The sequence below is a fragment of the Corallococcus sp. 4LFB genome, assembly GCF_046520365.1.
Lineage (GTDB): Bacteria > Myxococcota > Myxococcia > Myxococcales > Myxococcaceae > Corallococcus > Corallococcus caeni.
Window position 1 is genome coordinate 1 of record NZ_JBKGHJ010000312.1, and the last position, 10,457, is coordinate 10,457.

The 10,457-nt window shown below is 64.3% G+C and carries 13 protein-coding genes; 3 read left to right on the forward strand and 10 right to left on the reverse strand.

Annotation, left to right across the window (positions count from 1 at the left end):
• Nucleotides 1-1,122: serine/threonine protein kinase (locus ACLEQD_RS27935; RefSeq protein ID WP_410388109.1), on the reverse strand; the 1,122-nt coding region annotated here is incomplete at its 3' end.
• Nucleotides 1,123-1,175: 53 nt separating this feature from the next.
• Nucleotides 1,176-2,516 carry a trypsin-like peptidase domain-containing protein gene (locus ACLEQD_RS27940; RefSeq protein ID WP_410388111.1) on the reverse strand — a complete coding sequence of 447 codons (1,341 nt, stop codon included), beginning with the start codon at nucleotides 2,514-2,516 and terminating at the stop codon, nucleotides 1,176-1,178.
• Between the two features lie 255 nt (nucleotides 2,517-2,771).
• On the opposite strand from ACLEQD_RS27940, the gene ACLEQD_RS27945 reads away from it, so the two are divergent.
• Nucleotides 2,772-3,347: a response regulator gene (locus tag ACLEQD_RS27945; RefSeq protein WP_410388113.1), complete on the forward strand. Its 576-nt coding sequence runs from the start codon at nucleotides 2,772-2,774 to the stop codon at nucleotides 3,345-3,347.
• On the forward strand, nucleotides 3,344-3,781 hold the full coding sequence (locus ACLEQD_RS27950) for a sensor histidine kinase (protein ID WP_410388115.1): 438 nt from the start codon (nucleotides 3,344-3,346) through the stop codon (nucleotides 3,779-3,781). The genes ACLEQD_RS27945 and ACLEQD_RS27950 overlap by 4 nt, the downstream gene beginning before the upstream one ends.
• Nucleotides 3,782-3,785: 4 nt before the next feature.
• Here ACLEQD_RS27950 and ACLEQD_RS27955 read toward each other — a convergent pair whose 3' ends face one another.
• The 7 genes from ACLEQD_RS27955 to ACLEQD_RS27985 form a co-directional block, all read right to left on the reverse strand.
• On the reverse strand, nucleotides 3,786-4,823 hold the full coding sequence (locus ACLEQD_RS27955) for an agmatinase family protein (RefSeq protein ID WP_410388117.1): 1,038 nt from the start codon (nucleotides 4,821-4,823) through the stop codon (nucleotides 3,786-3,788).
• Nucleotides 4,824-5,204: 381 nt separating this feature from the next.
• A complete protein-coding gene (locus ACLEQD_RS27960) occupies nucleotides 5,205-6,164 on the reverse strand; it encodes a DUF4435 domain-containing protein (protein WP_410388118.1) in 960 nt (319 codons plus the stop codon).
• Nucleotides 6,164-7,624 (reverse strand): AAA family ATPase, encoded by a 1,461-nt coding sequence (locus ACLEQD_RS27965; protein ID WP_410388120.1) that lies wholly within the window; start codon nucleotides 7,622-7,624, stop codon nucleotides 6,164-6,166. The genes ACLEQD_RS27960 and ACLEQD_RS27965 overlap by 1 nt, the downstream gene beginning before the upstream one ends.
• Nucleotides 7,625-8,013: 389 nt before the next feature.
• Nucleotides 8,014-8,508 (reverse strand): transposase, encoded by a 495-nt coding sequence (locus tag ACLEQD_RS27970; protein ID WP_410388121.1) that lies wholly within the window; start codon nucleotides 8,506-8,508, stop codon nucleotides 8,014-8,016.
• Between the two features lie 9 nt (nucleotides 8,509-8,517).
• The gene (locus ACLEQD_RS27975; protein WP_410388122.1) at nucleotides 8,518-8,946 is read right to left on the reverse strand and encodes a helix-turn-helix domain-containing protein; all 429 of its coding nucleotides are present in this window, start codon (nucleotides 8,944-8,946) and stop codon (nucleotides 8,518-8,520) included.
• A 113-nt stretch (nucleotides 8,947-9,059) separates the two neighbouring features.
• Entirely contained in the window at nucleotides 9,060-9,236 is a 177-nt protein-coding gene (locus tag ACLEQD_RS27980; RefSeq protein ID WP_410388124.1) for a hypothetical protein, read from the reverse strand.
• A gap of 12 nt (nucleotides 9,237-9,248) precedes the next feature.
• Nucleotides 9,249-9,395: a hypothetical protein gene (locus ACLEQD_RS27985; protein ID WP_410388126.1), complete on the reverse strand. Its 147-nt coding sequence runs from the start codon at nucleotides 9,393-9,395 to the stop codon at nucleotides 9,249-9,251.
• A 129-nt stretch (nucleotides 9,396-9,524) separates the two neighbouring features.
• On the opposite strand from ACLEQD_RS27985, the gene ACLEQD_RS27990 reads away from it, so the two are divergent.
• The gene (locus ACLEQD_RS27990; protein WP_410388128.1) at nucleotides 9,525-9,929 is read left to right on the forward strand and encodes an MmcQ/YjbR family DNA-binding protein; all 405 of its coding nucleotides are present in this window, start codon (nucleotides 9,525-9,527) and stop codon (nucleotides 9,927-9,929) included.
• Between the two features lie 6 nt (nucleotides 9,930-9,935).
• On the opposite strand, the gene ACLEQD_RS27995 is transcribed toward ACLEQD_RS27990, so the two are convergent.
• Nucleotides 9,936-10,457 (reverse strand): zinc-binding dehydrogenase (locus tag ACLEQD_RS27995; RefSeq protein WP_410388129.1); only part of this gene is annotated, 522 nt, incomplete at its 5' end.

Genomic DNA, 10,457 nt, shown 5'->3' on the forward strand with positions numbered 1-10,457 from the left:
GGCCTGCACGGGCGCAGCGGCCTGCGCGGCCGGAGCCTGCGCGGAGACGGACGCCTGCGGCGCGGTGGCCACGGGCGCAGCAGCGCCGCTCTCCGCCGTCGAAATCTCCGGCACCTTGCTCTTCACGGGCTCCGCGAGCCCCACGCCCTGCGCGATGAGCTCCGCGATCTGCGGCGCGGGCATGCCCGCCTTCGACAGCGCCTCCGCGATGCCCTTCTCAATCGTCGCCCTGCGCGCCGCGCGCGCCTCGGCCTCCGGCGGGAACAGCTTCGCCAGGTGCTCGGCGAACTCCTCGTGCTCCGGCAGCTTGCCAATCGCATCCACCAGCGCCTCGCGGAACGCGAGCGCCGACGGGTAGCGCTCCAGCGCGCGCTTCGTCGTCGCGCGGCGCACGACGGCATCCAGCTTCAGCGGCACGTCCGCGGGCATCGGGGGCAGGGCGCGGTTGAGCACCGCCTTGTCCGGATCCGCCGACTCCTTGAACGGCATCTTCCCCGTGAGGCACTCGTGCAGCGTGAGCCCCAGCAGGAACACGTCCGACTGCACGTTGACCGCTTCACGCCCGCCCAGCAGCTGCTCCGGGGACGTGTACGCGCGCCGGTTCTTCACGCGCTTTCCACCACGCTCGCGCGGCGCCACGGAGAGCGCTCCGTAGCCCGTCACCTTCGTGAAGCCGCTGAAGGACACCATCAGCGTCTCGGGCCGGATGTCCCCGTGCACCAGCGGTGAACCGTCGTCGTTGCCCGCGACGTGCGCGTAGTGCAGGCCCATCGCCGCGTCCGCCACCACCAGCGCCGCGAACGCGGGCGACATGCGCGGGTTCGCCTCCAGCACGCGCCGCAGGGGCTCGCCGTCCGCGAACTCGGTGACTCGCGCCAGGCCCCCGTCCAGCTTCTCCAGGCCGTACACGCGCAGGATGTTCGGGTGTTCGAAGACGATGGCGCGGTTCGTCTCGCGCTCCAGGCGCGCCACCAGCTCCGGGTTCTGAGCAATCTCAGGCGGTGCCCAGATGAGCACGACGGGGCGGGGCGTGGCGCCTTCCTCCAGCGACAGGCCGAGGAAGGCACGCGAGCCCTCTCCAGCAAGGAGGGGGCCGAGTGACTGATAGCGAGGCGAACTCATGGGAACGGCATGCTAGTGCCCTTCCCGTCGATCCTGGAATCCCCGGGCCGTCCCTAGAGACGCTGGCCTTCGAAAGGCAGTGTCAGGTGGTAGCCGTAACGCCCGCGTCGCACGAGCAACAGCACGCTACGTCCCCGTCGCGCCGTCAGCAGGGCTTCACGGAAAGTGTCACCCGTCGGGACAGGCTGATTGTTCATCCGCAACAGCACGTCCCCCGGCTCCAGGCCAATCTCCGAGGCGGCGGAGCCCGGACGCACGGACGCGATCGCCATCCCGCCCTTGCTCGCCTTCACCCGCAGTCCCAGCTTCTCCCACGCCAGGGTTTCAAGCAGGCGAGCAGGGAATTCAACCGGCGTCACCTGCACCGTGCGGTTTCCGCCTGCTCGGAAGAGCACCAGGGGGAAGACCGAGCGCGCCGGATAACCGCGCACGCGCGAGTCGAAGTCCTCCGCGTCCTGGATGCGCGAACCGCCCAGCTCCGCGACCACGTCGCCGCGCTGCACGCCGGCCAGCGCGGCGGGGCTGTCCGGATCCACGTTCGTCACGATGACGCCGTACGTGCGGTCCCACCCGAGCCGCGCGGCCACCTGCGCGGGCAGGTCCGCCGTGTCCATGCCCACCCACGCGGGGCGCACCTTCCCGAAGCGCGTGAGCTCCTCCACGATGCGCCGCACCTTGTCCGCGGGGATGGCGAAGCCGATGCCCTGGCCGTTGGCGTAGATGGCGGTGTTGATGCCGATGATCTCCCCGTCCACGTTGAGCAGCGGCCCGCCGGAGTTGCCCGGGTTGATGGCCGCGTCCGTCTGGAGGAAGTCGTTGTAGACGCGGTCGTCCGCGCGGAAGGTGCGGCCCGTGGCGGACACCACGCCCGCCGTCACCGTCTTGTTCAGGCCGAACGGGCTGCCAATGGCCACCACCGTCTCGCCAATCATCAAGTCACTGCTGGTGCCCAGCTTCGCGGTGGGCAGGGGCTCCTTCGCGTTGACCTTGAGGACGGCCAGGTCGTTGTTCGCGTCGCTGCCCACCACCTCCGCGTCGAAGGTGCGCCCGTCCGCGAGCACCACGTGGATGGCGGAGGCGCCCCGGATGACGTGGTCGTTGGTGACGATGATGCCGGACGCGTCGATGATGGCGCCGCTGCCCAGGCCGGTGATCCGCTGGCGCGTCCGCGGCTGATCCATCCCCTGGCCGAAGAACTCCTCCAGCGGCGAGCGCTGCCGGCCCCGGAAGCGCGACTCCACCTCCTGTTCGGTGCCGATGTAGACGACCGCCGGGGAGACCTTCTGCACCACCTCCACCACGTCGCTGCGCCGCCGGGACAGGTCCGCGTGCGCCGGAAGCGCCAGCACGAGCCCCGTCAGCAAGAGCCCCCACCGGATGTGTGCTGCCCTCATGCCCTTCCTCCCTACGCCGCCGGAAATTGTCTCCCGGAAGACAGTCTGAATGTCGGGAAGGCCGCAGCCATTCCCTGGGTGTCTGGAAGCGGCGTCCGGCTCTTCATAGACCAGAAGACGCGGCCGTGAACGAACGCACTTCAGGCAGAACGTCCCTGCCCCGGCCCGATTGCGGCCCGGGAGCGCAGGGCGGCCCTGGGCGTCCCGGCGCGGCGAGTTGCTTGCTGCCCGCGGGGGCCGAGGGAGTGGTCGCACATGAGTCTCGTCCTGGTCGCGGATGACGAACCCGCGGTGCTGGAGGTCCTGAGCCAGGTGATTGAAGACCTGGGGCACGACGTGGTGCGCGCACGGGATGGCGAGGAGGCCCTGGCGCTCGCCCGCACCCACCGGCCCCGGCTGGTGGTGACGGACCACATGATGCCGCGCATGAGCGGCATGGAGCTGTGCAGCCGGCTGAAGCAGGAGCCGGGCCTGCGCGAGGTGCCCATCATCCTCTTGAGCGCGGTCCTCCAGCAGGGCTCGCCGGAGGCGTCCGCGTTCCTCAACAAGCCCTTTGAAATCACCGACTTCGAGACGCTGATCCACGACGTGCTGGAGAAGGCCCCCGCCGCGCCCCTGGAGCCCGCGACGCCGGTGGAGGCGCTGAGCCGGTGGGTGGCGCAGTCGCTCCAGGGACCGCTGGAGGCCGCGCGCGAACAGCTGCGCACGCTCCGCGACCTCGCCGCCGCCCGGCAGGGGCGCGGTGGAGGCGCTGAGCACGCAGCTGCAGTCGCTGGAGCGGATGGGGCACTACCTCCAGGACGCGGCCCGCCTGAGCGCGGGCGAGCGTGACGCTGCGGCCGGTGGAGGGCGACCTGCGCCGGCACCTGGAGGCGTCCGTCGCGAGGTGCCGCACGGCGGGGCCCGGCGTGCCGGTGGAGGTGACGGTGCCCCCGGAGGTGGTGGGGCTGAGGTTCGACCCGGAGCGCCTGGAGCAGGTGTTCGACGTGCTCCTGTCCAACGCGGCCCGGCAGGGCGGGGTGCGCGTGGAGCTGGAGGCGTCCCCGGAGCAGGTGCTGGTGCGCGTGAGCGACCGGGGGCCGGGCATCCCGGAAGCGGAGCTGCCCCGGCTGTTCCAGCCCTTCCCGGAGGGCCCCGCGCGAGGAGAGGCGCTGGGGCTCTACGTGGCCTCGGAGCTGGCGAAGCTGCACGGCGGCGCGCTCTCCGCCGAGTCGCGCCCCGGGCAGGGCGCGACGTTCAGCGTGTCGCTGCCGCGCGTGGCCTGAGGGCTCAGGCCTTCTGCGACTTCAGCATCCAGCCGATCATCTTGTAGAGCAGGCGGGCGCCCACGTTGGCGTCCCACTCGCTGCCCTCCGGGTCGGGGGCCACTTCGGTGAGGTCGAAGCCGACGATGGTGCGGCCCGAGCGCACGACGCCCGCGACGAGCGCGGTGGCCTCCGGGAAGGACAGGCCGCCGGGGACGGGCGTGCCGGTGTTCGGGCACAGCACCGGGTCCAGGCCGTCGATGTCGAAGGACAGGTAGACCTGCTGCGGCAGCTTGTCGACGATCTGCTTCACCTGCTGGTTCCAGGGCAGGCCGTCGAAGCGGTTCTGCTGGAGGACGGCGTCGTAGAAGGCGTGGATGCGGCCGCCGGAGCTCTCGATGTAGCGGTGCTCGTTCTCGCTCATGTCGCGCAGGCCCACCTGGACCAGCGTCTTCACGCCCGGGATGCGCTCGCACACGTTGTAGAAGATGGACGCGTGCGACCAGGTGAAGCCCTCGTACGCGACGCGCAGGTCGGCGTGCGCGTCCAGGTGGAGCACGCCCATGCCGGGGTACTTCTCCGCGTGGGCCTGGATGATGCCGTAGGAGATGGCGTGGTCTCCGCCCACGGCGGCCACGCGCTTGCCCTGCTCCAGCCAGTGCTTCGCGGTGCGGTAGACGTGGTCGTTGAGCTTCTCGCTGAAGCCGTTCACGTCCTTCGCGGCGGACAGCAGCTCGGCGTCACCGGACTCGATGCCGCCGGCTTCGATGACGAGCAGGGCGCGCTCCTTGGCGCGTTCGTTCAACGTGTGCAGCTCGGCGGGGGCCTCCAGCATGGCGATGCCGCGCTCGTAGGGCCGGCCGGTCTCCACGTCGAACAGGTCCACCTGCTTGCTGGCCTCCAGCAGGGCGGCGGGGCCGTTGGACGTGCCGCCTCCGTAGCTGGTGGTGGCCTCGAAGGGCACGGGGATGACAACGACGTGGGCCTCGTCGGGAGAGTGGGGGAGGCCGAAGATGCCGGAGCCCGGCTGCGCGGCGGCGGCGGGGTCGAAGTGGGTAGCCATGGCGGCGCAGGATACGGTTCCGCTCCCCGGGCGCAATGGCTTCGGTGGCACTTGGTAACTTGCATCCTTGCGACAGCGCGAGCGCTTCCAGCACCCGTGCATGCCCATATTGGCATAAGGGCGCCCGTCTCTAACCAGGGTATACACAAGACGGCAGGCGGGCGCCAAACGATCGAAGCCATGGATGTCTGCATGGTGGGTCTCTCGCCTACAGGTCTGACCTCAACCCCATCGAACTGTAGTGGGCGGACCTAAAACGACAGTTCCGTTAGCTTATTTCTTTAGTCCATTGAGGACTTGGCATGGACGGTGAGGCAGGTGCGCGCGGACACCTCGCCCGAAAAGCGCGTCGCCTGCCTCCAGCTCTGCCTTTGCTGTATCTCAGCTGTTGCCGGTGAGCAACTGACTGCTAGTTTTTCCGCAGCTTGCGCTACAAATTTTCGCTGCTTGCCGAATGAACTCCTCGAGTCCAAGTGGCAGAGGGCTCCGCGCGGCCAACGATCCAATCGCACTCCATTCTCCTGAAAATGAACACTCGGCCAACGTATTCGAAAAGACAATTGGCGTGGGCGAGCCTCGATCTGCCATCAATTTGGAGCACCATTCCTTGAAGAACCACATTATAAATTTACCCCTAGTCCAAAGCCCCGGATCGGCGCTATCGAAAAAATCTCGCGCCGCCTCAAGTGCATGTTGTTCAAGAGTTTGTTGAGTCTGAACGAGAAGACTTAGTGCCTTTGGGTCTAAAGTCACAACTGCTTCCAGGTTAACCTGAATTTCTTTCAGATGGCGGTCATCAATTGTTACATTGCCAGCGGATTTGCGTTTGGATGCATGCAATGTCTCGCAGGCCGGCCTGACGCAGGTGGAAAAGTCAGCAACTGCCTTTCTGTATAGATTAATTACTCTTGTCTTGGATTTCAGGTCGCCAATTAATCGGAATTCGGTTGTAAGTAGCGAGCCGAGGACCTCGGGGTGAGTGAGGAGGTTTTCGATTGAATAGGCCGGAAGGATATATAAGTCCAATCCATTGGCTGCTCCAGCCAACCCATCATAGTCATTGTCGACAATGAAGTACGTGCACTCTCGGAGGCCCGTGGTATCGCGCTCTAGCATTTCTCTGAATGCGAGCGATTTCTTCTTGCCTTTGGCGACAAGGGCTTCCCAGCGCAATCCGGGGGTCGCGCGTCGAATCCAGACTTCGTAAGCCTTTGCGTCATCCCAGCCCTCTAATACGAAAACCAGGGCGCATCTGTCGTGAGAGCGGATGCTAGCTAGTTCTGTCTTTAAGACAGAGGGGCGCTCGCGATGCTCTCGCAGATGCTCGACGGAGATATCCATTAAGATATCTCTCCGCGCTGGGGTTCATGCCTGGTGGCCCGCAGAGCTCCGGCGCAAGGGTCCAGTTCATTATCAAATATGAACGGGGAGTGAGTAATGGCAAAAAGCTGAGCGACCGAGCCGGATGCAATCATGTCTGGAAGGATCCGTTTTTGCCACTCAATGGAGAGCGAGAGCTCAGGCTCGTCAACAAGAATGAATTTTCGATTTTCACTCAAGTAGAGACGTGAAAAAATCGAGACTATTTGTTTCTCGCCGGAAGATAGATTGCCGAGCGGAATTTCCTGGCGGGTCCAGGTGTTCATTACCTTGACGCGCATTGCATTGGGGTCGTAGGTGAATGATTTTTCGTCAGTCGATTCGCCGAAGTATCTATTGCAGGCATCGACAAAGCGTTGAAGCATCGCTTCGGTTTCTTTTGTTTTCTCGATTACAGTGCCGAGCCGACTGAGGAAATATCGAAGGAAGCGCTGGCGCTCAGAGTCAATCTCTCCTGTGTTGTAGAGATTTTCTATGGCGCCAATTCTGCGTTCGTTTTTTTCGACATTGGATTGGGGATTCTGTGTGATGCGAAGTCTGTAATCGAGTCGATCCTGCGAGACGCGGGCGAGGAAGCGCCGCAAGGAGTCAATGTCTGGCAGGCCACTAACAGGGGTAGAGCCTTGGATTTGGTCTGCAAGTGCTTCATCGAGAATGGTTGCGCTGATGTTTCGGTATTCAGAGTTTGAGTGTCGCTCTACGCTCTCCGATAGATCCTTTAGTCGCTTCTCGACATCGGCAAGTCCAAAGTTTATGTGTCTGGTGTCAGGAGAGCCTTCGGAGAAGATTGCTTCCGTGGCGGCAATCCGACCCATGGGGTCCTTTTTGGAGTTCTTAAGTAAGGGCAGTTCGATGCGACGGTAGGTGGGCAAATAGACAATCTCCGTTTGTCCCAGCGCGCGTCGGACCACTTCCGCAACCCCTGCTAAGCTTTTTGAGCGAGGCTCGCGCAGGCTTGTGGCTACCTCATCGACTAGTATTTCAATCTCGGAATAGTCGCCCGGCAAGTGGGCATAGATCGAGCGCAGGATTGGGTCCGACTGAGCTTGTTCGCGAAACTTCCCAAGCCTGTACTTTGTTTGCAGATGCTCGGCGACTTCTTCGGCATCAAGGCTGGGGATGCGCGCTACCAATTCTGCCACTCTCCCAGCTGGGTCGGACGAGTTCTCGATAACCTGCGACTTGAGCAGATTGATAGGGGTTCGCTCTCCTGAGAACTCACATTCTATTGACTGGAAATCGAGCGAGTGGAGGCGATGAAATTGACACTTCAACATGGCGTGAAGCGCATTGAATATCGTTGTTTTTCCGGATCCGTTGCCGGCTATGAGAATCCTTGTCGGTCCCGTAAAATCTATCTCCACGTCCTTGTATCCATAGAGTCGGTTTATTCGAAATCGTCTCAGAATTGCTTGGCTCATTGTTGTTCCCTGTTGGGTTTTTGTGAATAGGTTGCTTCTGCCTGGGTAGCCTTCTCTTTGCCGTGCGAGATGCGGTGCTTCTGTGTTCTGGCGGGTGTGCCTTTTTTGTGTGTCCGGGTGAGTGGCGTCTCATCGTTTGATGATTATCTATTGCCGCAGTTCTTCATCAAAGGGCGGCGATGACAAAGTCTCCATCAACTTCAGTTGAAAGCGCAACGGTCCTGCGAGTTGAAGGTGGCAGAGGACCGTGGGACAGGTTGGCTTGTCTGCTCAAATGTGCAGGGGTGCATTGACGACCCCATGGCGGCGATACGAGCGGCGAAGCTGTGTAAGCACCGCAATCGTAAGTTGTTGCTAGCGCCGGGATCAGTTGAACTGGAGGAGGAGAGTCAGTAGCGGAGCCAAGTCGCGAGCTTTGCGGGCGGAGTGGCCGCGCGCAACTGCCTCACCGTCCGTGCGAGGTCCTCATTGGCCCGAGGCGCAAGCTGGCGAAGCTGCCGCTTCAGGTCTGCCCACCACAGCTCAATGGGATTGAAGTCGGGGCTGTAGGTGGGTAGGTACACGACGCAGGCCCCTACCGATTCGATAGCCTGGCGCACCCCCTTCACTTTGTGGGCGCCCAGGTTGTCCACGTCGCCTGGATGCAGCCAGGGGCAAATCCGCTGCCGGACGAAGCGCACGAAGATGCGCCCGTTAATGGCTCCTCGGTGAGTCATCAACTTGGGCCGGCATCCCACGCGGATGACCCCCACCAGCGTCAGGGTTGTCCAGCGTCCTCCAGGGCGAAGTCCTCGGGCACGCTCTCCAAACAGGGGCCCAGCCGTACTCGCGTGCCATGGAGGTACTGCAGAAGGACTCGTCGAGGAAGATGAGTCGCCGCACATCCACGACACTCAGGAGCGCGGCGAGGATGCGCCTGCGCCAGAGGTTTTGCGGCGCGTCACGCTCTCAGGCGGCGAAGGACTTTTTTGTGTGAGAAGCCCAGTCGATGCAGGGCCCATTGCATTGAGGGCCGGCTGGTGACAACGCCTGTGCGGGCCGTCAACTCGGCCATCAGCTCGCGCACGCTTTCGTCCCGCTTCTGGGCCCACCAGTCGCTTGATCTCGGTGGTCACCTTGCCCCGGATGGGCGAGAAGTTGCCGCCGCCTTTCGGCCGCGGCACGACATCGCCTGTCTCTCGGTACAACCGCAGCACGCGGCTGACCGTCGCCTCGCCAATGCCCTGCAGGTGGGCAATCTGCGCATACGCCAGGCCCTCATCGTGGAAGGCCCGCACGATGGCTCGTCGTAGCTTCTCCGGGTTGGGCTGCCCTTCGCTCATCCTCAGAGAAGATCAAGCCTCGGCGATCGCGACAAACGGGTCCTTGGTTAACGCCACCGGTCGTGTCGCGTTCATCCATACGGGTATGGGCATGGTGTAGGCCCCGGCACAGCTCAATGACGGTGCTCACCGCGAGCGGCGCGGGGCATCCACGACAGCCCCTTCGCCTTTAGCTGCTTCATCACGCGGGACCGCGGCTGGCCGTCCACGAACTCCATGACCTGGAAGTACTCGCCATCCATATGCCCGAAGTCGAAGACCTGGACGATGTTGCCGTGGTTGAGCCCCACGGAGATGCGCGCCTAGTTGAGGAACATCTCCACGAAGGCCGGGTTGTCCGCGTACTCGCCCAGGACGTGCTTGATGACGACGGTCTTGGTGATGCCCGGCCCCGCCGTGTATCTCCCCCAGTAGACCATGGCCATCTCCCCGGCGCCCAGGCGCTCCAAGAGTTCGTAACGGTCAACGTGGAGGGTCTACGCCGCACTCACCAGGGTCACGGTAGTAAAGGGAGACGCAGGTCGGAAAAATCCGGTATCCCCAGTATTCCATTTTTTAACGTGACAGAATGGGCACAAATGGCGGCGCGGAGGAAGACGGCGGCGAAACGCAAGGCACGGCTCACGGTGGACGACGTGCGCGAGATGGCGCTGGCGCTCCCGGCGACGGAGGAGCGCCCCTCCTACGGCACGCCCGGCTTCCGGGTGAGCGACACGCTCTTCGCGCGGGTGCTGGATGACGACTCCATCGTCATCAAGGTGGACTTCGAATACCGCGAGGCCCTGCTGCAATCACAGCCAGACGTCTTCCTGGTGAGGCCGCACTACCAGGACTGGCCCATGGTCATCGTCCGGCTCACCACCGTGGACCGGCCCCTGCTGCAATCCCTGCTCAAGGAGGCCTGGCGGCGGTGCGCCTCCGCAAAGGTGCTCAAGGCGCAGGAGCCAGCTCCAAAGCCCCCCACCCGCAAGCGGCCCGTGTAGCGGCGCTCAGTCCCAGCGAACGACGACCTTGCCCACCGTGCCATTGCCCGCCATCCGCTCCAGTCCGGAGCGGAGCTCCGTCATGGGCAGCACCGCATCCACCACGGCCTTCAGCGCGCCGGAGTCGAACAGCGGCAACAGCTGCCGCTCCGCCACCTGCGTGAGCAGCATCTTCTCCTCCGCGGGCCTGCTGCGAAGCACCGTCCCCGTGAGCGTGAGCCGCTTGCGCATCACCAGCCCCAGGTCCAGCTCCGCGCGCGCTCCCGCCACCGAGCCCACCTGCATCAGCCGCCCCCGGGGCGCCATCGCCTTCACGGACTCCGGCAGGTAGGCGCCGCCCACCAGGTCCAGGCACACGTCCGCGCCCCGGCCTCCCGTCGCGGCCAGCACCGCGTCCGCGAACACCGGCGGGTTGCTCTCACACAGCACCGTGTGGCCCACGCCCCACTCGGAGGCCGCGCCAGCTTCCGCGCGCTGCGCCCCGTGCCCACCACCCGCACGCCCATGGCCTTGCAGAGCAGCGCCGCG